Origin of the sequence: Actinomadura macrotermitis, from assembly GCF_009604375.1 — a bacterium.
In the GTDB taxonomy this organism is placed as follows: domain Bacteria; phylum Actinomycetota; class Actinomycetes; order Streptosporangiales; family Streptosporangiaceae; genus Spirillospora; species Spirillospora macrotermitis.
The window spans coordinates 1,679,728-1,701,776 of record NZ_WEGH01000001.1 but is presented as its reverse complement, the minus strand read 5'-3'; the positions used below and the strand labels follow the sequence as shown (position 1 = coordinate 1,701,776).

The 22,049-nt window shown below is 71.6% G+C and carries 24 protein-coding genes; 11 read left to right on the top strand and 13 right to left on the bottom strand.

Annotated elements, in window-relative coordinates; genetic code table 11:
• Window positions 1-96: 96 nt before the first annotated feature.
• The gene (locus ACRB68_RS07685; protein ID WP_153531419.1) at window positions 97-1,020 is read left to right on the top strand and encodes a proline dehydrogenase family protein; all 924 of its coding nucleotides are present in this window, start codon (window positions 97-99) and stop codon (window positions 1,018-1,020) included.
• A 9-nt stretch (window positions 1,021-1,029) separates the two neighbouring features.
• Window positions 1,030-2,658, top strand: coding sequence for an L-glutamate gamma-semialdehyde dehydrogenase (gene pruA, locus ACRB68_RS07680; RefSeq protein WP_153531418.1), 1,629 nt, complete (start codon window positions 1,030-1,032; stop codon window positions 2,656-2,658).
• 22 nt (window positions 2,659-2,680) lie between these two features.
• On the opposite strand, the gene ACRB68_RS07675 is transcribed toward pruA, so the two are convergent.
• From ACRB68_RS07675 to ACRB68_RS07655, 5 genes are all read right to left on the bottom strand, one after another.
• Window positions 2,681-4,159 (bottom strand): SulP family inorganic anion transporter, encoded by a 1,479-nt coding sequence (locus ACRB68_RS07675; RefSeq protein WP_153531417.1) that lies wholly within the window; start codon window positions 4,157-4,159, stop codon window positions 2,681-2,683.
• A 20-nt stretch (window positions 4,160-4,179) separates the two neighbouring features.
• Window positions 4,180-4,788 carry a carbonic anhydrase gene (locus tag ACRB68_RS07670; RefSeq protein WP_153531416.1) on the bottom strand — a complete coding sequence of 203 codons (609 nt, stop codon included), beginning with the start codon at window positions 4,786-4,788 and terminating at the stop codon, window positions 4,180-4,182.
• A 111-nt stretch (window positions 4,789-4,899) separates the two neighbouring features.
• Window positions 4,900-5,265: a hypothetical protein gene (locus tag ACRB68_RS07665; RefSeq protein WP_153531415.1), complete on the bottom strand. Its 366-nt coding sequence runs from the start codon at window positions 5,263-5,265 to the stop codon at window positions 4,900-4,902.
• A 357-nt stretch (window positions 5,266-5,622) separates the two neighbouring features.
• Window positions 5,623-5,916 carry an LppU/SCO3897 family protein gene (locus ACRB68_RS07660; RefSeq protein WP_153531414.1) on the bottom strand — a complete coding sequence of 98 codons (294 nt, stop codon included), beginning with the start codon at window positions 5,914-5,916 and terminating at the stop codon, window positions 5,623-5,625.
• A 107-nt stretch (window positions 5,917-6,023) separates the two neighbouring features.
• Complete coding sequence (locus ACRB68_RS07655) at window positions 6,024-7,388, bottom strand: MFS transporter (protein ID WP_207709596.1); 1,365 nt, start codon at window positions 7,386-7,388, stop codon at window positions 6,024-6,026.
• Between the two features lie 142 nt (window positions 7,389-7,530).
• On the opposite strand from ACRB68_RS07655, the gene ACRB68_RS07650 reads away from it, so the two are divergent.
• Together ACRB68_RS07650 and ACRB68_RS07645 are read left to right on the top strand one after the other, a co-directional pair.
• Window positions 7,531-8,394, top strand: a complete 864-nt coding sequence (locus ACRB68_RS07650; RefSeq protein ID WP_207709595.1) for a LysR family transcriptional regulator — start codon at window positions 7,531-7,533, stop codon at window positions 8,392-8,394.
• 61 nt (window positions 8,395-8,455) lie between these two features.
• On the top strand, window positions 8,456-9,775 hold the full coding sequence (locus tag ACRB68_RS07645) for a hypothetical protein (protein ID WP_153531413.1): 1,320 nt from the start codon (window positions 8,456-8,458) through the stop codon (window positions 9,773-9,775).
• Window positions 9,776-9,841: 66 nt separating this feature from the next.
• Here ACRB68_RS07645 and ACRB68_RS07640 read toward each other — a convergent pair whose 3' ends face one another.
• A complete protein-coding gene (locus ACRB68_RS07640) occupies window positions 9,842-10,207 on the bottom strand; it encodes a hypothetical protein (RefSeq protein WP_153531412.1) in 366 nt (121 codons plus the stop codon).
• A 134-nt stretch (window positions 10,208-10,341) separates the two neighbouring features.
• Here ACRB68_RS07640 and ACRB68_RS07635 point away from each other — a divergent pair, with 134 nt between their 5' ends.
• Both ACRB68_RS07635 and ACRB68_RS07630 read left to right on the top strand, forming a co-directional pair.
• Window positions 10,342-10,740 (top strand): VOC family protein, encoded by a 399-nt coding sequence (locus tag ACRB68_RS07635; RefSeq protein WP_153531411.1) that lies wholly within the window; start codon window positions 10,342-10,344, stop codon window positions 10,738-10,740.
• 108 nt (window positions 10,741-10,848) lie between these two features.
• Window positions 10,849-11,436 carry a hypothetical protein gene (locus ACRB68_RS07630; RefSeq protein ID WP_153531410.1) on the top strand — a complete coding sequence of 196 codons (588 nt, stop codon included), beginning with the start codon at window positions 10,849-10,851 and terminating at the stop codon, window positions 11,434-11,436.
• 52 nt (window positions 11,437-11,488) lie between these two features.
• Here the strand turns inward: ACRB68_RS07630 and ACRB68_RS07625 are convergent, their stop codons facing one another.
• From ACRB68_RS07625 to ACRB68_RS07615, 3 genes are all read right to left on the bottom strand, one after another.
• Entirely contained in the window at window positions 11,489-11,938 is a 450-nt protein-coding gene (locus tag ACRB68_RS07625) for a hypothetical protein (protein WP_153531409.1), read from the bottom strand.
• A gap of 111 nt (window positions 11,939-12,049) precedes the next feature.
• Window positions 12,050-12,313, bottom strand: coding sequence for a WD40 repeat domain-containing protein (locus ACRB68_RS07620; protein WP_153531408.1), 264 nt, complete (start codon window positions 12,311-12,313; stop codon window positions 12,050-12,052).
• A 207-nt stretch (window positions 12,314-12,520) separates the two neighbouring features.
• On the bottom strand, window positions 12,521-13,363 hold the full coding sequence (locus ACRB68_RS07615; protein WP_328593885.1) for a helix-turn-helix transcriptional regulator: 843 nt from the start codon (window positions 13,361-13,363) through the stop codon (window positions 12,521-12,523).
• A 103-nt stretch (window positions 13,364-13,466) separates the two neighbouring features.
• On the opposite strand from ACRB68_RS07615, the gene ACRB68_RS07610 reads away from it, so the two are divergent.
• Both ACRB68_RS07610 and ACRB68_RS07605 read left to right on the top strand, forming a co-directional pair.
• On the top strand, window positions 13,467-14,945 hold the full coding sequence (locus tag ACRB68_RS07610) for an MFS transporter (RefSeq protein ID WP_153531406.1): 1,479 nt from the start codon (window positions 13,467-13,469) through the stop codon (window positions 14,943-14,945).
• Entirely contained in the window at window positions 14,942-15,856 is a 915-nt protein-coding gene (locus ACRB68_RS07605; RefSeq protein ID WP_153531405.1) for a hypothetical protein, read from the top strand. The genes ACRB68_RS07610 and ACRB68_RS07605 overlap by 4 nt, the downstream gene beginning before the upstream one ends.
• Here ACRB68_RS07605 and ACRB68_RS07600 read toward each other — a convergent pair.
• Entirely contained in the window at window positions 15,816-17,021 is a 1,206-nt protein-coding gene (locus ACRB68_RS07600) for a cytochrome P450 (RefSeq protein ID WP_328593884.1), read from the bottom strand. The genes ACRB68_RS07605 and ACRB68_RS07600 overlap by 41 nt on opposite strands.
• A 36-nt stretch (window positions 17,022-17,057) precedes the next feature.
• Here ACRB68_RS07600 and ACRB68_RS07595 point away from each other — a divergent pair, with 36 nt between their 5' ends.
• Window positions 17,058-17,684, top strand: a complete 627-nt coding sequence (locus ACRB68_RS07595) for a TetR/AcrR family transcriptional regulator (protein WP_207709594.1) — start codon at window positions 17,058-17,060, stop codon at window positions 17,682-17,684.
• Window positions 17,685-17,944: 260 nt separating this feature from the next.
• On the opposite strand, the gene ACRB68_RS07590 is transcribed toward ACRB68_RS07595, so the two are convergent.
• Both ACRB68_RS07590 and wecB read right to left on the bottom strand, forming a co-directional pair.
• Entirely contained in the window at window positions 17,945-18,277 is a 333-nt protein-coding gene (locus ACRB68_RS07590) for a hypothetical protein (protein WP_153531404.1), read from the bottom strand.
• Window positions 18,274-19,344 (bottom strand): non-hydrolyzing UDP-N-acetylglucosamine 2-epimerase, encoded by a 1,071-nt coding sequence (gene wecB / locus ACRB68_RS07585; RefSeq protein WP_328593883.1) that lies wholly within the window; start codon window positions 19,342-19,344, stop codon window positions 18,274-18,276. The genes ACRB68_RS07590 and wecB overlap by 4 nt, the downstream gene beginning before the upstream one ends.
• Before the next feature lie 99 nt (window positions 19,345-19,443).
• Between wecB and ACRB68_RS07580 the strand changes: the two genes are divergently transcribed.
• The gene (locus tag ACRB68_RS07580) at window positions 19,444-20,400 is read left to right on the top strand and encodes a glycosyltransferase family 2 protein (protein ID WP_328593882.1); all 957 of its coding nucleotides are present in this window, start codon (window positions 19,444-19,446) and stop codon (window positions 20,398-20,400) included.
• On the opposite strand, the gene ACRB68_RS07575 is transcribed toward ACRB68_RS07580, so the two are convergent.
• Entirely contained in the window at window positions 20,401-21,210 is an 810-nt protein-coding gene (locus ACRB68_RS07575) for a glycosyltransferase family 2 protein (protein ID WP_207709593.1), read from the bottom strand.
• Window positions 21,211-21,249: 39 nt separating this feature from the next.
• Here ACRB68_RS07575 and ACRB68_RS07570 point away from each other — a divergent pair, with 39 nt between their 5' ends.
• Window positions 21,250-21,849 carry an acyltransferase gene (locus tag ACRB68_RS07570; RefSeq protein WP_153531401.1) on the top strand — a complete coding sequence of 200 codons (600 nt, stop codon included), beginning with the start codon at window positions 21,250-21,252 and terminating at the stop codon, window positions 21,847-21,849.
• The last annotated feature ends 200 nt before the right edge of the window (window positions 21,850-22,049 follow it).

Below are 22,049 nucleotides of genomic sequence, written 5' to 3'. Positions count from 1 at the left end.
AAGAAATCGGCCTCGCAGGGTGACATTCGACTGTATCTCAGTGGGTGAGACGGCTCTTAGCGTGGAGGGGACATCGCCGATCGGGAGGGGTCCTCCATGCTCAGCCGCCTTCTTCTGGCGTCCGCGCGCAGTGAGCGGATGCGTGACGTGATCACCGCGGTGCCCCTGACGCGGGGCGTGGTGGACCGGTTCGTGGCCGGGGAGGACCTGGACGCCGCCGTCCGGGCCGTCCGCGAGCTGACCGGCGACGGGCTCCAGGTCACCCTCGACCACCTGGGCGAGGACACCCTGGACCGGGCGCAGGCCGCGCGGACGCGGGACGCCTACCTGGCGCTGTTCGACGCGCTGGCCGCGCAGGGCCTGACCGAGGGCGCCGAGGCGTCGGTGAAGCTGTCGGCCGTCGGGCAGGCGCTGCCGGACGGCGAGGCGATCGCGCTCGACAACGCGCACCGCGTCGCCGAGGCCGCGCACCGGCTCGGCATGACGGTCACCCTAGACATGGAGGACCACACCACGGTCGACTCCACCCTCGGCATCCTCGGCAAGCTGCGCGCCGACTTCCCCGCGACGGGCGTCGCGATCCAGGCGATGCTGCGCCGCACCGAGGGCGACCTGCGGGACCTGGTCCACGAGGGCTCGCGGGTCCGGCTGGTCAAGGGCGCCTACGCCGAGCCCGCGTCGGTCGCCTACCAGGGCAGGGACGAGGTCGACCGCGCCTACGTGCGGGACCTGCGGCTGCTCATGGAGGGCGACGGGCACCCGATGGTCGCCAGCCACGACCCGCGCATCATCGAGATCGCGCTGGAGCTGGCCCGCCGCACCGGCCGCACGCCCGGCTCGTACGAGTTCCAGATGCTGTACGGCATCCGCGCCGCCGAGCAGCGCCGGCTGGTGCAGGACGGGCAGCGGATGCGCGTCTACGTCCCCTACGGCGGCGACTGGTACGGCTACTTCATGCGCCGCCTCGCCGAGCGCCCGGCGAACCTCGCCTTCTTCCTCCGCTCGTTCGTCTCTCGCTAAGGAGCCCCCATGGACGCCGTGACCAACGTCCCGACGCCGGTCAACGAGCCGGTGCGCGGCTACGCGCCCGGCAGCCCCGAGCGGGCCCGCCTGGAGACCAGGCTGGCCGAGCTGTCCGCCGCGCCGATGGACCTGCCGATGACGATCGGCGGCGCCGAGCGGCTCGGCGCGGGCGCCAAGGTCGACGTGGTGCAGCCGCACAAGCGCTCCTCGGTGCTCGGCACCTTCGGCACCGCGACCGAGGACGACGCCCGCGACGCCGTCCAGGCCGCCTTGGACGCCGCCCCCGCGTGGCGCGCGCTGTCCTTCGACGACCGCGCCGCGATCTTCCTGCGGGCCGCCGACCTGCTGGCCGGCCCCTGGCGCGAGACGATGCTGGCCGCGACCATGCTCGGCCAGTCCAAGACCGCCCAGCAGGGCGAGATCGACACCCCCTGCGAGCTGGTCGACTTCCTGCGGTTCAACGTGCACTTCGCCCGGCAGATCCTGGCCGAGCAGCCGATCAGCGGCCCCGGCGTGTGGAACCGCAGCGACCACCGGCCGCTGGAGGGGTTCGTCTACGCGATCACCCCGTTCAACTTCACCGCGATCGCCGGGAACCTGCCGACCGCGCCCGCGCTGATGGGCAACGTCGTGGTGTGGAAGCCGTCGCCGACGCAGACGTTCGCCGCGGTGCTGTTCATGCGGCTGCTGACCGAGGCCGGCCTGCCCGCCGGCGTGATCAACCTGGTCACCGGGGACGGCCTGGCGGTCTCGCAGGTCGCGCTGACCCACCCCGACCTCGCCGGCATCCACTTCACCGGCTCCACCGCCACCTTCCAGCACCTGTGGAAGACGGTCGGCACCAACATCGACAGGTTCAAGACCTACCCGCGGCTGGTCGGCGAGACCGGCGGCAAGGACTTCATCGTCGCGCACCCGTCGGCCGACCCGGCGGTGCTGAAGACCGCCATCGTGCGCGGCGCGTTCGAGTACCAGGGCCAGAAGTGCTCGGCGGCGTCCCGCGCCTACGTCCCGCGCTCCATCTGGGAGTCGGGCTTCAAGGACGAGCTCGCCGCCGAGGTCGACGGCCTCACCATGGGCGACGTCGCCGACCTGTCCAACTTCATGGGCGCGGTCATCGACGAGCGCGCGTTCGCCAAGTGCAAGGCCGCGATCGACCGTGCCCAGGCCGACCCGTCGATCGAGGTCGTCGCGGGCGGCACCTACGACGACTCGACCGGCTGGTTCGTCCGGCCGACCGTGCTGGTCTCCGCCGACCCCGACGACGAGATCTTCAAGACCGAGTACTTCGGCCCGATCATCGGCGTGCTCGTCTATGACGACGAGCGCTACGACGAGGTGCTGGCGCAGCTGGAGTCGGTGTCGGCGTACGCGCTGACCGGCGCCGTCATCGCCGGCGACCGCGCCGCCGCGGCGCACACCGCCGAGGTGCTGCGGTTCGCCGCGGGCAACTTCTACATCAACGACAAGCCGACCGGCGCGGTCGTCGGGCAGCAGCCGTTCGGCGGCGGCCGGGCGTCGGGCACCAACGACAAGGCCGGTTCGGCGCTGAACCTGCTGCGCTGGACGTCCCCGCGCTCCATCAAGGAGACGTTCGTGCCGCCGACGGACTACCGCTACCCGCACATGGGCTGAGGCCGGCTGGGACCCGCTGCTCTCACCGGGGAACGAGCGGTGTGAGCAGCGGGGCCTGCAGGTGGGGGCGGTTGTGCTCCTCGCTCCAGGCGAGCAGCGCGGTGCGGCAGGCGTGGTCGAGGTGGCGCAGGCCGGACAGGTCGAGCACGACCGGCCGGTCCGCGGGGAGCGCCTCCAGGGTGTCGAGCATCTTCGGCAGCCGCAGGAACGTGGCGTTCCCGAGGACCTTGACGTTGACGGCACCGGTCCCCGAGTCGTCCACCTCCAGATGGACGTGCGAGGTCTCCCAGGCCGACTTGACCACGGCGAGCAGCAGGCCGAGCAGCACCCCTTCGAAGAGGTTCAGCATGACCACGGCGAGCGCGGTCACCACCAGGATCACCGCCTCGCCGCGGTGGTCGCGCCAGAGCGGCGGGAGCTGCCGCAGCGGCATCAGCCGCCAGCCGGTGTAGACCAGGACGCCCGCGAGCGAGGCGAGCGGGATGAGCTCCAGCACGCCGGGCAGCAGCGCCGCGAACAGCAGCAGCCACAGGCCGTGCAGCACCCGGGACGCCTTCGTCCGCGCCCCGGCGTGCACGTTGGCGGAGCTGCGCACGATCACCGACGTCATCGGCAGCGCCCCGAGTGCGCCGCAGACGGTGTTGCCCACCCCCTGGGCGACCAGTTCCTTGTCGTAGCGGGTGCGCGGCCCGTCGTGCATGCGGTCGATCGCCGCGGCGCTGAACAGGCTCTCCGCCGAGGAGATCAGGGCGAACGCCAGGACGGTGCCGAGCACGCCTGCCTCCAGCAGCCGCGCCAGCTCGCCGGCGCCGGGCGGCTGGACCGCGCCGAGCAGGCCCTGCACGTTCAGCTTGTGCACCGGCAGGTCGAACGCCGCCGTCGCCGCCGTCGCCAGCAGCACCGCCGCGAGCGGCGCCGGGACGGCGCGGACCTTGGCGGGCAGCCGCGGCCACAGCGCCAGCAGCGCGATCGTGGCGGCGCCGAGCGCGAACGCGGTCAGCGCGGGCCGGGAGCCGAGGCCGCCGGTGAACAGGCCGGGCAGGCCCGTCAGCTTGCCGTGCCCGGTGCCGGGCGCCTTGGCGTCGGCCATCGCGTACAGCTGCCCCGCGATGATCGTCAGGCCGATGCCGGCGAGCATGCCCTCCACGACGGCCACCGAGATGGCCCGGAACCAGCGGCCCATGCGCAGCAGGCCGAGGGCCACCTGCAGCAGCCCGGCCGCCAGCACGATCGCGCCGAGGGCGCCGAGGCCGAACCGCTGCACGGCCTCGAAGACCAGCACGGTCAGGCCCGCGGCCGGGCCGCTGACCTGCAGGCTGCTGCCGGGCAGCAGGCCCGTCACCAGCCCGCCGACGATTCCGGTGATCAGGCCGAGCTCGGCCGGCACGCCGGACGCGACCGCCACCCCCACGCAGAGCGGCAGGGCGACCAGGAAGACCACCAGGGAGGCCGCGACGTCGCGGCGGGGGAAGGGCAGGCGCAGAGCGGTGGGGGGTTTCATCGTGTCCTCGTTCCCGGTGCTCAGAGCGGAAGGAAGGCGCCGGACCGGTGTGCGAGCACGGCCCCGGTGTGCACCTCGTAGAACCAGGCGTGCAGGCCGATCCGCCCGGCGGCCAGCCGGTCCCGGACGGCGGGGTAGCCGCGCAGCCGGTCCAGCTGGTCGAGCACGTGCGCCTGGACCGCGTCGGCGTAGTCGTCCTGCGGGAGGGCGACCCGCGGGCGGGCGCCGTCCTGGCCGGGCGGCGCCGGCACGGCGTCGGCGAGCCAGCCGCGCAGGGCGGGCACGGCGGCCAGGTCGTCGCGGCGCACCAGCGCGCCGACGGCCCCGCAGTGCGAGTGCCCGCAGACGACGATGTCGGAGACACCGAGCACCTGCACGGCGAACTCGATGGTGGCGGCCTCCCCGCTCGGGCGGTCGAGCCGGTACGGCGGGACGATGTTGCCGGCCGTGCGCAGCTCGAACAGCTCGCCGGGCCGGGAACCGGTGATCAGGGACGGGATGACCCGGGAGTCCGAGCAGGTGATGAACAGGGCGAGCGGCGCCTGTCCCTGCGCCAGCCGCTCGAACTCGTGGCTTTCCCGGGCCGCGCGGGCACGGAAATTGCGGGCATGGTCGATGAACGTCTGCATGCGAAAGACCTCCAGGGGCGCCGGCCGCGTTACGGCCGGGTCGATGGAGCGAAAGAAAAGGAAAGGAAAAGGAAGAGGGCGGCCGGAAAGCCGGTCACTCGCCGGGGCGCGTCAGCAGCGGAAGACCTGCAACAGGGCGCACGTCCGCGCGGCGGGCCGTGCGACGGGCGCGGGTGAGGGGCCCGCCTGCTCCGGCGGGGCGGCGGGGCGGGCGAGGGCTGGCGCGACGACGGCGCGGTTCGGCCTGGCAGGGGCCTGGTCCGGCCGGCGGAGGCGTACGGAGGAAGGGCCCTGCGCCTCCTCGTCGAGGAGACGCCGGTCCTGGTCGGCGGAGCCTTCGCGCATCTGCAGCCCGGCGGGCTGCGCGGCGGAGACGGTTCCCCGCTCGGTGACGGAGGTCGCGACGCGCGCGTACAGGCCGGTGACCGCCAGCAGGGCGATGGTCAGCAGCACCGCCAGGGCAGCGCCACCGCGCACCCGGGCACCGGGCGCGTGATCCCGGCGCTCCTGCGTTCCGCGTCGCGTCACCGCCTGCCCCTCCGCGTCGCCAACAGGCCGTTTCCGGCAACAGGCCGTCGCGCCGGCGGAGTGCCCGCGTCAACGGCGGTTGCGTCGACAGTGCGTTTTCACCTGTGACAGAGAGTATAAGAGGGCGCTAATTGGCGAGGGAAGGCGAGTGTGTGAAATCCATGTTAAGTCTTACTGCATATGCCACATTTGTCAGGCATTGAGTAAGAAAGTGGTTACCTTGTGGAGGTAGGTGAGTGCGGGCGAGGCAACGGCCCGTCGCGCGCTCACCCGCGACGGGCCGCCGGCCCCGCTTCTGCGCCCCGCCTACTTCTTCACCGGCAGGATGCAGATCGTCTTGCCGTCGGCCTGCCAGGAGAAGGTGAACATGCCGCCCTTCGGGCAGTCCTGCTTGCGGTTCGGGCCGAGGATCGCCGAGACCCGGTACTTGGCCTTCGCGGAGTCACAGGCGACGATCTTGGTCTTGTTCAGGTCGGCCATCATCCCGCCGTTGTCGAGACAGTCGCCCTCCTTGGCGCTGCTGGCGGACTTGCCGCAGGCGGTGGTGAGGCCGGCGACCGCGATCAACGCGGCGGCTCCGAGGATGAGACGATGGGCCACGATCAGGCTCCTGCAGATAGACGCTCATGTTTTTACGCGGGCACTCAACCACAGCCAAGGTTCGGGCGGCTACTCCGTATTCAGGTGAGTACCGACACAAAAGGGGGTCAGCGCCGGGGCCGCAGCCCGATCCCGGCGATCACCGCCCCCGCCAGCAGGGCCAGACCGGCGGTGAGCAGCGCCCAGCGCGTCCCGGTGGAGGACAGGCCGAGCACCGCGCCGAGGACGGCCACGCCCAGCGAGGCGCCGACCTGGCGGGCGGAGTTGAGCGCGCCCGCGCCGATGCCCGCCAGATCCGCCGGAGCCGAACCGGCGACCCCGGCGGCCAGGGCGGGCAGCGCGAAGGAGACCCCGAACCCGAAGACCAGCAGACCGGCCGCGGTGACGGCGAGATGATCGGTGAAGGGCGCCTGGAGCAGCGCGCCCGCCGCCATCAGCACGAAACCGGCCGTGGCCGGGCGGTGCGGGCCGATCCGCCCGACCAGGCGCCCGGTGTAGACGGGGTTGAAGGCGGTCGGCAGCGTGAGCGGCAGGAAGGCCAGGCCCGCGCTCAGCGAGGTGTAGCCGCGCGACTCCTGGAAGAACAGCGACAGCACGAACAGCAGCCCCGCCAACCCGAAGTTGGCGAGCAGGCCCGCCACCAGCGCGGCCGAGAAGCCGCCGCTGCGGAACAGGCGCGGCGGCAGCATCGCGGCGTCCCCGGCGCGCCGCTCGGCGAGGACGAAGACGACGGCCGCGACCACCGCCAGCGCGAACGCGGCCAGGACCACGGCGTCCGTCCAGCCCCGCTCCGGGCCCTCGATCAGCGCGTACACCAGCGCCGCCAGCGCGACGACACCGCCGGCCTGCCCGGGCAGGTCCAGCCCGCTGCGCTGCTTGCGCGCCGTCTCCGGAGCCAGCCGCGCGGTGACGGCCAGGCTGACGAGCGCCAGCGGCACGTTGATCAGGAAGATGGCGCGCCACCCCACCGTGTCGGTGAGGACGCCGCCGACCAGCGGCCCGGCGGCCAGCGCCGCCCCGGTGATCGCCGCCCACGTCCCCACCGCCCGCGCGCGCTCGGCCGCGTCCGCGTGCACGGTGGTGATCACCGCGAAGGAGGCCGGCAGCAGCAGGGCCCCGGCGGCGCCGAGCAGCAACCGCAGGACGACCAGCATGGAAAGGGAGGTCGAAGCGGCCGAAATCCCGGAGAGCACCCCGAAGACCGCCGTCCCCCAAAGAAAGACCCGGCGTCCCCCATAACGGTCGGACAGCCAGCCCGCCGTGAGCAGCAGCGCGGCGAAGGTGATGGTGTAGCCGTTGGTGACCCACTGCAGCCCGCTCAGGCCGGTGTGCAGGTCATGGCCGATGTCCGGCAGCGCCACGGTGACGACGGTCATGTCCAGCAGGACCATGAAGTAGCCGAGCGACAGGCCGACGAGCATGGCCCGCGAAGGGCTGCCCACCGACGGCACGGCGGCGGTTCGTATCGCCATTTCATTCCTCTGATTCGCTTGCCTCTTGAACTGCCGTCACCATTCAATCGAATCCATCGCCCATTTCCGTCCCGCCGATAATGGGAATTGCCTATGGCTGTCATCGGCTGAGCCGATACTTCGCCGGGGGTAGCATGAGGCCGTGGAATTGAGGCTCCTGCGCACGTTCGAAGTGGTGGCCCGCACGCTCAACCTCACCCAGGCGGCCCGGGAGCTCCACTACGCGCAGTCGAGCGTCAGCGACCAGATCCAGGCGCTCGAGCGCGAACTGGGCGTCGAGCTCCTGGACCGGTCGCAGCGCCGGGTGCGGCTGACCCCGCAGGGCGAGACGCTGGCCGAATACACGGGCCGCATCTTCACGCTGGTCGAAGAGGCGCGGTGGGCCGTCGCCCGCCCGGACGGCGAACTGGCGGTCGGCGCGCTGGAGACCCTGTGCACGCACCGCCTGCCGGAGCCGCTCGCGCACTACCGCGCGACGTTCCCGCAGGCGCGCGTGAGGATCGGGCAGAGCAACCGCGGCGAGCTGTACGGCTCCGTACTGCGCGGCGACCTGGACCTCTGCCTGACCTTCGGCGACGCACCGCCCGACCCGGCCCTGCGCAGCGAGAAGCTGACCGTCGAGCCGCTGGTGGCCATCGTCCCGCCCGATCACCCGCTGGCCGGCCGCGGCAAGGCACCCCTGACAGAGCTGACCGAGGAGCCCTTCCTGGCCACCGAGCAGGGCTGCGGCTTCCGGGAGATGTACGACGGCGCCTTCGCGGGGCGCGCGCCCGTCCTGGAGGTGTCGAGCATCGGCGCGCTCGGCGCCTGCGTCGCGGCGGGCATGGGCTGCGCGCTGCTGCCGCTGCTCGCCGTCCGCGCCCAGGCCGCCCGCGGCGAGGTGGCCCTGGTGGAGATCGCCGACGCGGACCTGGGCACCCCGATCACGATGACCTGGCTGGACCGCAACTCGACGAAACCGGCCCTCACCGGCTTCCAGACGATGCTCCGCACCCACCTCGCCTGACATGCCGCAGCAGAGCCGCCGGGCGCAGACACGATGGTGGACGGCCGCGGTCATAGCGAGCGTGGCCCCGACCATCCTGAACGCGATATCAGGAGGCAGGGAAACCTATAGTTCCGCCTTTAACAGCGACTACTGCGAAGGCCTGCGGCTGCAGATGACCCTGTGGATGCTGCCGGGTTACAACCTGCTGAAAGGCATGCCGTTCCTGGTCGTCGTGCCGGCTTTCGTGCTGTGGCTGGCCACCAAACGCCGCGCCGTGGGCTGGACAGCGGTCGCGCTCTTAGGAACGGTGGCCGCCGCCGAGCCCCTGCTGTTCGGCTATGACGTAGCCCGTTGGGGGCAAATATGCGTTCAGGGCTGGGTCCCCCTGAACGGCCGGCAGTTCATATGGTGGGCCTACAACCTTTTACCCGTGGTGCTGATCCTGGCAGCGACCTACCGCCCAGGCACCCGCATGATCCGCTGCGTCAGCGCAACCCTGGCCACCGGGCTACTGATCCTCACGAGCGCCGACCAAGGACGCCCGCAGATAAAGGTGACCAGCCGCAGCGACTGCCAAAAGGCCAGATACGCCGCCCCAGGTGAACACGAGACGTTCATCCAGGCGGTGTCCAAGCTCTCGCAGCAAGAACGCGTACTGGCCTACCTGTGCACACGCCGTGGCTACCCCCAAGAAACAGCGTTCAAAGACAAAGAGATAGCGGATGGCGACCTGCTCAACCAGGGAAAACGCGCCTGCAGCGGAAAACCAGAACTCCGCGGACCATCCCCCGGAGAGATCGCCTACCTATGCCCAGAAGCAGCAGCGGCACAATCTCCCATCCTGAAGCGTTCAGAAGCCGAACGCAAAGCGGAGAACGACAGAGAAGAAGCCAAGACCAACGCCCAATGCCGTCGGGGTGTCCCGCCCGGCCCCCGCCCCGTCCGCCAAGCGACCCAGGCCATATTCGGCGGCGAAAGCGGCAGCTACTCCCTGGGAATGCCAGAGGACAGCGCCCCCTTCAACGCGGCCCTCAAGGACGGCCTGATCGCCGTCGTGAACGGCGTGGTCACCGTCATAACCGGCACCCAGGGCTCGCTGTGCCTGACCGTGCGCGCCTACCGCACAGCACCACCTCCCGACCTCAAGGGCTGGGACCGCGTCGTCGAGGTCGGCTTCGACAGCCCGGACGGCCGCAGCGAGCTCGCCTCGATGGACATGCCGCTGACACTGCCCGTCGTCACCGCAGCCGGCCCCGGCCCCTACCGCCTCCGGCTCTACGTCCGCGGCCGCGGCGAGCCCGAGACGTCCTTTCCCGAGCCACCCGCAGAACATCACCTCATCGAGGTCTTCCCCGGCAAATCCAAAAAGCTGAAACTCTGGAAGAACGCCGAACACTGAGCAGGCCCGAGTTAGCGTCGCAGCGTCCCCCATTGCCGGAACACCCGTGTGGATCGATGACCGATGTCATTGCGCTTCGGAGGCTTGATGACGGCTCGAAGCAAGTTGCCGGCGGAGCCGTTTGATCTCGTCGATCAGGCGGGGGATGTCCTGGCGGGCGTTGGCGATGAACAGGGCGTTGGTGTCCCAGCGTTCGTCGGCGACGTCGACGTAGCGAGGTGCTTGGACGAGGGTCGCGGCCACGATTTCGCGGTGATCGAAACCTGGCCACCGTTCGCCGTGACCGGTGTCGGGGGCGGTGCTGATGGCGACGAGGCTCATGGCATGGTCGTCGTCGAGGTTCCGGACGAACCAGGGACCAGGGGTTGCGGCCTCGGCGAGTTCTTCGATCGTGGCCAGTTCCTCATCGGTCAACGGCTCGGAGGGGGGCATCGGGCTGCTTCTTCCTCTCGTTCAATCCAGCGGTTTCGCGGTCTGGCCGCTGCCATGGCCTTCATGGTGTCGGTTCGGCCCATGCCGGCCGGGTCGGATAGCCCGCTTGTACGGCGTGCAGGCAGGATCGTCTGATGACTCGTCTCGGACTGGTGACCGTTGTCGTGCGTGACTACGACGAGGCCATCGCCTTCTACCGGGACGTCCTCGGGTTCGAACTCCTGGAGGACACCCGCATCGACGGCGAGAAGCGGTGGGTGGTGGTCGCCCCGCCGGGCGCGCGGGAAACGGCGGTGCTTCTGGCCAGGGCGGTGACCGACGAGCAGGAGGCCCGCGTCGGGGATCAGACCGGTGGCCGGGTCGGCTGGTTCCTGAACACCGACATGTTCGAGCACGACTACGAGCGGATGCGGGCGGCCGGGGTCGTGTTCGAGGAAGCGCCTCGACGGGAGCCTTACGGCACGGTCGCGGTCTTCCGCGACCTGTACGGAAACCGCTGGGACCTGATTCAGCTGCGCCGCCCGGATCGCTGATGGGCTCGGGGCTGCGTTGCTTGCGATGGCCGTCCGCCCTCGCCGGTTGGACGCGGTCGCGCCCCGGGATCTCGAACGAACACGTGTGTCTCTTTTATGATGGGCGCCATGTCTCGACGGAGTGATTGGCTGGTATCACAACGCGAGCCCCCCGGTCCGATCCTGATCGTGTTGTCGATGGCGGTGTGCGCGGTCGAGGTCTTCGCCTATTGGAACCTGGGCGGCTACCTGCGGTCTGACATCCTCCTCTTGGCCTTGGGGTCTGTGGTCCTGCTTCTGATCTGCCTGGTCAAGACCGGTTTGGCGTACAAGTATCTGCACAAGCCCTGGCGGACCTCGCTGCAAGGGATCATCTGCTCGGTGCTGCTGATCGGCGGCCTGGTCGCGATGATCGGCGAGCTGCCCATGAAGGTGCGGTTCACGATGTCCAAGCCGAGCCTGGACGCCTATGTCAGGGCCCTCGACAAGCTCCCGGTCGGCAAGGGGTGCGATTCAACGAAGTTCACCGAACGCCGAGTCGGCCAGTTCACCGTGACCTGCGCAGAACGCACCACAAAGGACATCGTTGCACTCACCCTCGCCGGAGACCCCTGGACGCCGCGCGCGCAGATGTGGATCCTGGCCTGGTCCGAGAATCCGGATCTGGCGACTCAGCACCGATTGAGCTACCACTGGTTCTTCGAGCTGGACGACTGAGCAGCCAATGGCCTGGCCGAGCCGGATGACGGGCCAGTCACGATCGGGGACGCTATTTGAGGAGGATCACGGCGGTGAGCACGAGCCCGGCCGTGGCGATGCCCCCGTGGAGTGCTGTCCAGAGGTGACGCAGGCGCAGTCGGGCGAGCTTTCCATACTCGGCGCGGTGGCTCTCCCTGGCGGCGGCGTAGGTCTGCTTCAGCCGCAGTTCGGGCATGAGTTCGTCCAGGCGATCGGCGAACTCGCGGCCTTGCCTGTTGTGGATCGTGGCGCGTTCGGCCAGTTTGGCCGTGGCGAGCGCACCGTAGGCGCCCAGTGCGATGAGCGGGATCGTCACCGCGAGCATGGGGTCCCGTAGCCCTCGCTGCCCGATGAGAGCGAATCCCAAAGAGGAGAGCACCAGGATCATGTTCGTGAGGGTCGCGCGCTGGTCTTCTGAGTGCCGGGACTTCGCGCGCTGATCTTCCCAATGCTTGAGCAGGATGTCGGACACATCGGCCATCTCTTGCCCCCCGCCTATGGCATCGCCCTTCCAAGGTGGCTGAAAGCGTGCCATCGCGTCGACCCGGTGATACGGACCGGTTGTGGTCGCGGGTCTGCGCGGTCCGAAGCCTCACAGCCGCCGACGGTGGATGCGGCCGTCCGGGCTGAACGCCACCGAGAAACCGGTCGTCGAGCCGAACGCGCGGACCTCCTTGCCGGTCCGCGCGTCCCAGACCGTGGTGGACGAGCCGTTCTCCTCATCGCAAACAGCCAGGTAGCGGCCGTTGGGGCTGAACGCGACCTTGCCGCTCGTGCCGCCGGAGAAGCACCTGCCGGGCTTGTGCGTGGCGACGTTCCAGATCGCCACGTCGGCCTTGACAGCGGTACCGGCCACGGTCGCCGTCCGGGCTGAACGCCGGCTGGAAGACCATGCTGCGCGTGGCCGGCGTGGTGGCGGTGTCCCGCTGGGTGGCGACCCGCATCCCGGCGATGCCCGTCCCGCCGTCGCCGAGCCGGCGCACGGCAAAGACGGCACACGCTTCAATCGGTACATTCGGGGCCTACGCGCCGCTGCCCGGTGACGGACCTCGGAGCACGCCGCTCATCTGCTGCTCTGGTGGGCCAGGACGCGTAGCGCGTCGGCGGAGGCCGGGTCGTTCGGGGTGTAGATCTCGAGCCGGTGGTCGGGGCTGTCGGGCTGCAGCCACACCTGGTAGGCCACGTTCACGGCGCCGACGGTGGCGTGCCGCAGGTGCATGTCCCCGACGGTGCAGTCGGCGACGTCGCCGGTGGCCCACAGCGCCGCGAAGTCGTCGCTGTGCATCGTGATCTCCCCGATCAGCCCGGCCAGGCGCGCGTCGGTGGGGTGGCGGCCCGCGGTGAGGCGCAGGTAGGCGACGTGGATACGAGCGAGTTCGTGCCAGTTGAGGTACATGTCGCGGGTGGGGGGATCGAGGAAGAACATCCGTGGGATCGACGGCCGCCGCGCCGGGTCCCGCGGCGCGTCGAACGGGGTGTGCTCGGCGACGAGCGCGTGCCCGGCCCGGTTCCAGGCGAGCACGTCGCCGCGCCTGCCGAGGACGACCGCCGGTGTGGTCTCGCCGAGGGACGCAAGGAGCGCCAGGACACGCGGGTGCGCCTCTTCCGGAGGCGGTTCGGTGAGGCCGGGCCGCGCGGACCGCCGGGCGAGGTTGTGCAGGTGGACGGTCTCGACCCGGTCGAGCCGCAGCACGCGGGCGAGCGCGTCCAGGACCTGCGCGGAGGCCGCCTCGGCCAGGCCCTGCTCCAGGCGCGTGTAGTAGCCCGCGCTCACCCCGGCGAGCTGGGCGAGCTCCTCGCGCCGCAGGCCGGGGACGCGGCGGGAGGCGCCGTAGGTGCGCAGGCCGATCTCGTCCGGGGTGATCCGGTCGCGGCGGTTCTTCAGGAACGTGCCCAGGCTCTCCACACGTCCGAGATTAGGCCGCCGACCGGCCGGGCGGGTGTACCTGCCAGGTGTACCCACGGCAGGGGGATGGCCGCCGGGCGCGGGGTGCCCGAGCGTCGGCGCCATGAACCGACAGCACGTGTACGACCCGCCCGGCCTGCGCTCGTGGCTCGGGCTCGTGGTGATCCTCGGCCCGGTGCTCCTGGTCTCCATGGACGGGTCGATCCTGTTCCTGGCGATGCCCCGGATCAACCAGGCCCTCACCCCGACCGCGGACCAGGCGCTGTGGATCCTGGACGGCTACGGCTTCGCCGTCGGCTCCCTGCTGATCGCCTTCGGTGCCGTCGGTGACCGCTACGGCCGGCTGAGGCTGCTGATGATCGGCGCTGCCGTGTTCGGGGCCGGGTCCGCCGGGGCGGCGTTCGCGCCGAGCGCGGAGCTGCTCATCGCGTTCCGGGCGCTCATGGGCGTGGCCGGCGCGACCCTGCTGCCCTCGGCGCTGGCCGTGCTGAGCGGGCTGTTCCCCGACCCGCGGCGCCGGGCGCAGGCCATCGGCATTTTCGCCGCCGCGTTCGCCGCGGGGTTCGCGGCCGGCCCGGTCGTCGGCGGTGTCCTGCTGGAGCGGTTCGGGTGGGGTTCGGTCTTCCTGGTCGCTCTTCCGGTCGTCGCCGTGTTCCTGGCGGCCGCGCCGTTCCTGCTGCGCGAGGTGCGCGCGACCCGGCCGGGACGCGTCGACGCGCTCAGCGTCGCGCTCTCCGCCGCGGGGCTCCTGCTCACGATCTACGGCCTGAAGCACGTGGCCGCGGAGGGGGCGGCGGTCGCGCCGATCGGGGCGATGGTCCTCGGCGTCGCGCTGCTGGCGTGGTTCGCCCGCCGCCAGCGGCGCCTGGACGACCCGCTGATCGACTTCTCGCTGTTCCGCGACCCCGTCTTCGCCATCGCGATCATCACCGGGCTGCTGCCCCTGGCGGCGTGGTCGGCGGCGGCGTACCTGACCGGCGTCCACCTCCAGTCGGTCCTCGGCCTGCCCGTGCTGCGCACGGCGCTGCTGGCCCTGCCCGGCGCGGCCGTCCTCACGGTGACGTGCGTGGTCACGCCGGCGCTCGTCGACCGCGTCGGCAAGCGGGCCGCGCTCGTCGCCTGCCACTTCTGCGTCGCGGCCGGCCTGGCGCTGCTGCTCCCCACCACGGCCACGGGCGGGGTCGGCTGGTACGTCGCCTCGACGGTGGTCGCGGGCGTCGGCTACGGCATCTCCTTCAGCGTGGTCGCCGACACCGCGGTCGCGGCCGTCCCCGCGGAACGGGCGGGATCGGCGGGCGCGATCGCCGAGACCAGCAACGAGATCGGCAACGCCCTCGGCATCGCGCTCCTCGGCTCGCTCGTCGCGCTGGTCTTCCGGCTGCGGGGCCCGGGCCTCGCCCTGACGCTCGAGGAGACCCTCCGGCTGCCCGGCCTCGCCCCCGCGGCGGCCCACGGCGCGAAGGCGGCCTTCGTCACCGGCCTGCACGCCGTCGCCGCGGTGGCCGCCGTGCTGCACGCCGCGCTCGGGGCCGTCGCACTGCGCCGGCTCCCAGGCGCCGCGCGGTCTACGGTGAGGGGATGAGCGGCGGGCATGCCCACTACGTCATCGTGGATGCGAATGGATATCGCGTTTGGTCGGGGCACAGGGGCGCCCACTCGATCCAGCACGACGTGCTGTGGGGGCCGGAGCGCACGGTCGGGTTCATCGAACGGCAGGACGGCGGCACTCCCGACCACTGGATGAACTCCGTCTGGTGGCAGGGCGCGGTGCTGGTCGATCTGCGCAAGCGGCACCTGCTCGTGTATTCGCAGCTGTTCATCGAATGCGAGCCGCTCGGCTCCATCCCGGAGTTGCGGTTCTGGCTGCGGATCCTCCGCGAGATGTGGCCGCGCTGGCAGGTCACCTGGGCGACGCGCGGCCTGTACGAGGTGATGGACTACCTGGGGCTGCCCTACAGCACCGTCATGTACCTGGACGAGCCGTCCGAGCTGACAGATCAGTGGGGCTTCGAGCCCATGCTGGAGGTCGACCTGCCCGAGAGCTCCGCCGATCTGCTCGCCATACGGGACGCGGCGGGCCGGCTGTCCTTCACGGGAGGCTGGGAGGGCGATCTGGGCCCCTACCTGCTGGCCGGGCCCGAAGCGCTGCTCGTGCCGCAGGACAGGGCCATGCCCTCGGCGAACATGATCGAGGTCCCCTGGAGCGGGCTCTACATGGACGCGCCGGCCCGGCGGGCCGACTGGTGGTCGATCGACTGCGGGCTGGATCCCCGCCGGCTGCCCGCGATCTGGCCCGGGTGGACCCTCACCGACCACGGCGACGACTACGAGACCGTCGCGGAGCTCATCGGGCCTGAGCTTCTCATCGAGCACCCTCCGGATTCCGTCGGGCGCTTCGCGGACGAGCTGGTCGGCCGCGCTTCTGCGAGCGACCGGCCCGTCCTGCGGCGGGTCATAGACCGGTTGCGGGAAGAGACCGCCAGCCCCGGGTGAAGGGGGAGGCGATCCGCTCGGCGCGGGACAGGTCGACGCCGATGTGCGGATATGCCCGCAGGAGTTCCTCGAACGCGACGCGGGCCTGGAGCTTGGCCAGGTGGGAGCCGATGCAGAAGTGCGGACCGGTCGCGAAGCCGAGGTGGCGGGGGATCCGGCGGGTGATGTCCAGGCGGTCCGCGGACGGCCCGAACTCGCGTTCGTCGCGGTTGCCCGACCCGTAGAGCATCATCACCTTCGTACCCTCGGGGATCTCCACGCCGTGCAGGACCACCGGGCGCGTCGTGGTGCGGCCGAGGGACTGCACCGAGCCCTCCAGCCGCAGGAACTCCAGCAGCGCGTTCGGGATGAGGGACGGCTCGGCGGCGAGCCTCTCGCGCTGGTCGTGGTGCGCGTCCAGCAGCATGACGCCGTGCGAGATCAGGTTGCCCGTGGTGTCGTTGCCGCCCGCGACCATCACGAAGCAGAAGCCGAGGACGTCCCAGTCGGTGAGGTGCTCGACGGCGGCGAGGGCGCTGACCAGGTCGTCGCCCGGGTCGGCGCGGCGCGCGGTGATCAGGTCGCCGAAGTAGCCGAACATCTCCGCGACGGCCTCGGCGGCGGAGCCCGCCGTCAGCGCCTTCGCGTCGAAGCCGTCGTCCTGCAGGGTGGTGAGGGCCGCCACCCACGGGTCGAACCGCGCCCGGTCGGCGGCGGGCACGCCGAGCAGGTGCGCGAGGGCGAAGGTCGGCAGCGGGGAGGAGAGGTCGCGGTGCAGGTCGACGGTCTCGCCGTCCGCGGCGCGGCACGCCATGTCGGCCAGCCGATCGCGGACGAACGCGCGCAGCAGCTCCTCCAGTGCGGCGATCCGGCGGGGCGTGAAGCCGTGGCTGATCAGGCGGCGCAGCTCGGTGTGGCGGGGCGGGTCGAGCATGACGATGGTGGGCGCGAGGCCGAGGGCGCCGATCTCGTCGGGGTAGAAGGTGAGGCCCTGCGCGGAGGAGAACGTCGCGGTGTCGCGGACGGCGTCCCAGATGTCGGCGAAGCGGGAGAGCACCCAGAACGGCGGGTCGCTCTGATGGTGGTGGACGGGCTCCTCGTCGCGCAGGTGTCGGTAGACGGGGTACGGGTCGGCCTGGAACTCGGGGGCGAACGGATCGTAGATGACGACCTCCGTTATTAACACAGCCCGTTAGTAACGAACACTGTTAATATCACCGGCGTGCCGAGAGACGCAAGGACCACCCGCGCGAGCCTGCTGCGGGCGGGCGCCCGGCTGTTCGCCGAGCAGGGCATCGACGCCGCCCGCACCCGCGACATCGTCGCGCTGGCCGGCCAGGGCAACGACTCGGCGATCACCTACCACTTCGGCTCGCGGCGCGGCCTGCTGGCGGCGATCCTCGGCGCGGGCGTGGCCCGGATGGAGCCCGCCCGGCAGGCGGCGCTGGAGACCCTGGACGGCGCCGACCCGCACGCCCTCGTCGCGGCCGTCGTCGGCCCGATCGCCGACGAGCTGCGCACCGAGGAGGGCCGGCACTTCCTGCGGATCGTGGCGCAGGTGGCCGGCCGCTCCGGCGTGCGCGGCCACACCGTGCCCGAGCTGATCGCGGGCACCGCGATCGCCCGCCAGCTGGAACTGCTGGAGAAGAACCTGCTCGGCTCCCTGCCCGAGCCGGTCGCGTTGGAGCGGATCGCGATGATGATCGCCTTCCTCACCGCCGCCCTCGCCGACCGCGCCGTCCAAGTCACCACGGGCCAGGCCGCGCCGCTGCTCGGTCACGAGGAGTTCAGGGCCGAGCTGACCGCCATGCTGAGCGCCGCCCTGACCGCCCCCGCCGCCAACGCTTAGTCGCCACTGGCGTGTGAGCGTCCCCGGTTGGGGCAGCCACCTGCGCGTGAGTGGCCACTGGTTAGTGGGCGTCTGCCAGCACTTGCGTGCTCCTCTGCATATGAGTGCTTGGCGGTCGCCTGTGCGTGATCAGCTGTTGGTTGGTGGGTGCTCACCTGCATGTGAGTGGTTGTCGCTTCTGACAGCGTCTCAGCGCTTTGCAGGTTTGTGCGGTGTCCAGGCGTTCGTCTGGGCGCCGCGTGATACGGGATGGGCCCGTTCTAGGCCGCAGGGGTCTTTCGTTTGGAGTGGCGGGCGGATGCGGCGGTGATGGCCGAGGCCGCGAGGAGCAAGGGCAGGCCGGCACCGATGGGCCAGGGGACGCGGTTCAGGGTGTGGCCGTCCTTCCAGCGGCAGGTCGCCTGGGGCGGGAACAGCCTGCGGTCCATGTCGATCAGGTCCGGGAAGCGGCCGTCGGGCACGCCGTAACGCCACTGGGTGCAGGTGTGGTACTCGCGCTCCAGTGAGGCGGTCCGGAAGAGGCCCGTCAGGAAGAGGAGCGCCGCGGCCGCGGCGAAGGCGGCCGCGGCGCGGCGCCGGTTCCGCCAGGTCACGGCATCCATTCCTTGATGACCTGGGCGATGCGGGGGCCGGCCTGGCCGTCCCACAGCGGCGGGGTGCGGTGGGAGGACGGGTCGGCCTGCAGCGCCTTGCGGGCGGCCGGGACGAGCTCGTCGAAGGTGACGAGCCGGTTGGTGCCGTGGGTGATGGTGATGGGCCGCTCGGTGTTCGGGCGGACGGTCAGGCAGGGGACGCCGAGGATCGTCGTCTCCTCCTGGAGGCCGCCCGAGTCGGTGACGGTCGCCGCCGCGCCCCGGACGGCCGCGATGAACTCCAGGTATCCGAGCGGCTCCAGCGGGCGGACGCGCGGGTGGTCGGCGAGCCCGGCGGCCAGCAGCACCTCGCGCCCGCGCGGGTGCAGCGGGATCACCAGGTCGGTCAGGTCGGCGACCTCGTGCAGCCGCCGGACGAGGACGCCCGCGACGTCGGGGTCGTCGACGTTGGCCGGGCGGTGCATGGTCGCCAGCACGTACCGCTCCGGCAGGTCGTAGGCGGCGCGGACGGCGGCGGTGTCGAACCGGTCCAGGTTGCGCAGCAGCGTGTCGATCATCGGGTTGCCGACGAAGTGCACCCGGTCGACGGGCACGCCCTCGCGGGCCAGGTGGCCGACCGCTTCGGGGCTGGTCACGAAGCACAGGTCCGACAGCTGGTCGGTGAGGCGCCGGTTGACCTCCTCGGGCATCGTCATGTCGAACGAGCGCAGGCCCGCCTCGACGTGCGCGACCGGGATGTGCAGCTTGGCGGCGACGAGCGCGGCGGCGATGGTGGAGTTCACGTCGCCGTACACGACGATCAGGCCGGGCGAGCGGGCCAGGAACTCCTGCTCCAGCCGGGGCATGAGGGCGGCGGTCTGCGCCGCGTGCGAGCCGGACCCGACGCCGAGGTTGACGTCGGGCTCGGGCAGCCCGAGCTCGCGGAAGAAGATCTCCGACATCCGCTCGTCGTAGTGCTGGCCGGTGTGCACCACCGCCTGCTCCACCCCCGCCAGCGCGCCGATCACCGGCGCCGCCTTGACGAAGTTGGGGCGCGCCCCGAGGGCATGGACGATCGGACCGAACACAGGCTCCCCCTTGGTCGAGCTCGTCCGGGCCGGTGGCGGCGCGGACCGATATGGAGGAATGATGGCGCACTCTGAGCGGGGACGGCGGAGGGGCGGGGCGTGGAATTCATCGGTGAGCGGGAGCCCATGACCGAGGACGGGGTTTCGGTCGTGGTGGTCACCTACCGGAACGCGGTCCATATCGAGGGGTGCGCGGCGGCGCTGCGGGCCGCCGCGCCGAAGGTGCCGTTAGAGCTGATCGTGGTGGACAACGACTCCGGCGACGACACCGCCGAACTGGCCCGCAAGGCCGCCCCGGACGCGCGGGTGATCGAGAGCGGCTGCAACGGCGGGTTCGCGTTCGGCTGCCAGACCGGCGCCGCGGAGGCCCGGGGGAAGTGGCTGCTGTTCCTCAATCCCGACGCGCAGCCGCTGCCCGGCAGCATCGACGCGCTGCTGGCGCAGGTGCGGGACGGTGTCGGGATCGTCGGCGGCCGGTGCGTCCGGGAGGACGGCACCGACGACCCGCGCTCCTGGTGGGGGCGCCCCACGCCCTGGTCGCTGCTCTGCTTCGCGCTGCTGCTCAGCACGGCGTTCCCCGGCAGCCGCCACTTCGATCCCGAGTCGCCGGCCCGCTGGGACGGCGTGCGGGCCGTCCCCATCGTGACCGGCGCGTTCATGCTGGTGACGCGGGAGGCGTGGGAGCGCACCGAGGGCTTCGACACCGCCTTCTTCATGTACGGCGAGGACGCCGACCTGTGCCTGCGCGCGGCGGCGGAGGGTTTCCGGTCGGTCGTCACGGCGGACGCGGCGTTCCGGCACGAGGGCGGCGCGTCCTCCAGCAGCGTCCGCAAGCAGGTGCTGCTGTTCACCGGCAAGGCCACCCTGGTCCGCCGCCACTTCCCGCGCGGGACGCGCACGCTCGGCGTCGGTCTGCTGCTCCTCGGCGTGTTCAACCGCGCGCTGCTCAGCCGCTTCGTGCGTGTGAAGAGCGCGCGCCAGGGCCGCCCGACGACCGAGGGCGACGCCTGGCGCGGCCTGTGGCAGGCCCGCAAGGAGTGGCGCAGTGGTTGGTAGCTAGGAGCGGCTGCTGTCGTCGCGGAGCCACTGGCCGGTATCGGCCGTCCGGGCGCGCCGCCGCGAGATCAGCGCGACGGCCACGAACACCGCCAGCGACGGCACGAGCCGCGGGTCGCGCAGGCCCATGACGGCCAGGTCGCGCAGCCCGGTGCGGGCCGAGTCGGCCGCGTCCGCCAGCTGCCCGGTCCCCACGACCGCGCGCACCCGCCGCTTCAGCAGGTCCTCCCAGGTGCGCGGCGGATGCACGGTGACCTGCGCGGACGTCACGATCCGCCGCTCGCCGGGGGCGAACGCCTGGGACGCGGCCAGGTCGTCGGCGATCACCTGGGGGAGCGCGCGCAGCCGCTCGTGCCCCGCTGCGCCGACGCCGATCACGCCGCGCCCGAACAGGCCGCGCCGCACCTCCGGCAGCCGCGACCAGACCCGGTAGTAGGCGCGGACGCGCCAGGGCCGCCCGGCGGTCTCCAGCCGGCGGCCGGGCGCGACGGCCAGCACGCCGGGCTCGGCGAGCGCGGCGGCGAGCGCGCGCACGTCGGCGGCGCGCAGCTCCACGTCGGCGTCCACGTAGAAGCGCGGGTGGCCGCGCGCCGCCTCGTCGCCGGTGCGCAGCGCGATCGCCTTGGACGCCTCGGGCGCCTCGACCAGCCGGACCGGGTGGCGCGCCGCGACCTGCGCGGTCCGGTCGGTGCAGCCGTTCGGGACGACGACGATGTCGAACTCGCCGGGCTCGGCGCCGTCCAGCAGGCCGTCCAGCAGCCGCCCGATGACGCGCTCCTCGTTGTGCGCGGGGATCACGATGCTCAGCACATGGGGGAGTATGACCGATCATCGGCGACAGGAGATGACATGACGCAGGCAAGGGTCGAGCCGAGCGCGGACGTGGACCCGCGCGCGGTCCTCGGCGAGGGCACCACGGTCTGGCATCTGGCGCAGGTGCGCGAGGACGCCGTCCTCGGGCGCGGCTGCATCGTGGGGCGCGGCGCCTACGTCGGGCCGGGCGTGCGCATCGGCGACAACGTCAAGCTGCAGAACCACGCGCTGGTGTACGAGCCGGCGGTGCTGGAGGACGGGGTGTTCATCGGCCCCGCCGTCGTGCTGACCAACGACCTGTACCCGCGTTCGGTGGACGTCGACGGGAGGCTGAAGCGCACCGACGACTGGGAGGCGCTCGGCGTCACCGTCCGCGAGGGCGCCTCGATCGGCGCGCGCGCCGTCGTCGTCGCGGGCCGCACCATCGGCCGCTGGGCGCTGGTCGGCGCGGGCGCGAGCGTCACCAAGGACGTCCCGGACCACGCGCTCGTCGTCGGCAGTCCCGCCCGCCGGATCGGCTGGGTCGGCCGGGCGGGGGAGCCGCTGGCCGACGAGGGCGGCGGAAAGTGGCGTTGTCCCAGGACAGGCGAGGTCTACACCGAGCGGGACGGACGCCTGACACCCCCGCCCCGTTGACAGCGACCTGGCACTTTCTCCTCGCAGTCCATACTTGGCCAAACATTTACCTGCGACCCGCCTCACCTCTAGGGTCTGACTGTTCGACCACAGGGTGATGAGTGGTCCGGCTCCCTTTTTTATTGTGCGAAGACGGCCCGCCTGTGCGCGGGCTCGGGGGTGGGTGCCATGTCGCGTATGCGGACGGGCGCGGGGGCAAG